The 877-nt window shown below is 36.7% G+C and carries 1 protein-coding gene and 1 pseudogene; one reads left to right on the forward strand and one right to left on the reverse strand.

What is annotated here, in order from left to right; genetic code table 11:
- The coding region (locus tag KTQ90_RS13480; protein WP_217318846.1) for a hypothetical protein at positions 1-340 on the forward strand (340 nt) is incomplete at its 5' end.
- Positions 341-630: 290 nt separating this feature from the next.
- Here KTQ90_RS13480 and KTQ90_RS13830 read toward each other — a convergent pair.
- A pseudogene (locus tag KTQ90_RS13830) lies at positions 631-795 on the reverse strand (tyrosine-type recombinase/integrase); the annotation flags it as partial.
- Between the last annotated feature and the right edge of the window lie 82 nt (positions 796-877).

Genomic DNA, 877 nt, shown 5'->3' on the forward strand with positions numbered 1-877 from the left:
TATATCAGAATTCATAGACCTTTCTTATGGAGGAAAACATGATGATGTATTTTGTTGTTGGCAAGTTTCACATTATCCTAATAAGATATTCTTCATTTCAAATTCAGGTGATGGAAGAATAACATTGTGTAATGTACTTCGGTTGAAATTGCATTGTAGTTTCTACCAATTTGCCCTTTCCAATGATAATGCCTCTCCTTTTTTTCTGTTTCATCATTCTTCAAAACAAGGAATAACTAGAGATGTGCTGAACTACAAAGAAGACAGATGGCAATTTTATGCAAAGGGACCAATTAATAGCATTGAAGAAATTGAATTTTACAAAAAACAGAAAAATTAGAGAACGTCTCAACAAAGAAATCCTTTTGCATTATTTGAAAAAAATGGGCATTTCTTTCTGGGATATAGACAAAAGTGTAACTGATTATTTTATAGTTAAGCGTAGTGTGTAAAGTTGCAATTGCATTGTCAGACCATTAAGTTATTATGATGATTAAGTTGTAAAAGTTAAAATAAAAATGAGGGTATGTTAGTTTGCATACCCTCATTTTATGATAGTTTATAGTCAACCTGAAATGGTTTGAGGAAATCTTAAGGTTTCATGTTCGATGGATGCGAATGCCGTTGGTCTTAATCTTGTCGAAACGAAGGATGCGCTTTCTTTTGGGTCACTCTCGCATACCGCTGCATCATCTTCACATCCTTGTGACCGAGCATCTTGCAGATGGTCTACATCGGCATACCTGCCTCCAGCGTAATGAGGCTGGCGAACGAGTGTCGTCCCGAATGGTAGGAACAGGTAAGTCCGTTCTCTTTTCCACTAGCACATCGAAAGCCTTTTGGATGGAAAGCAACAACTGCTCGATGTCCTTGTTGG

It is taken from the genome of Leyella stercorea (assembly GCF_019052365.1).
Taxonomy (GTDB): domain Bacteria; phylum Bacteroidota; class Bacteroidia; order Bacteroidales; family Bacteroidaceae; genus Prevotella.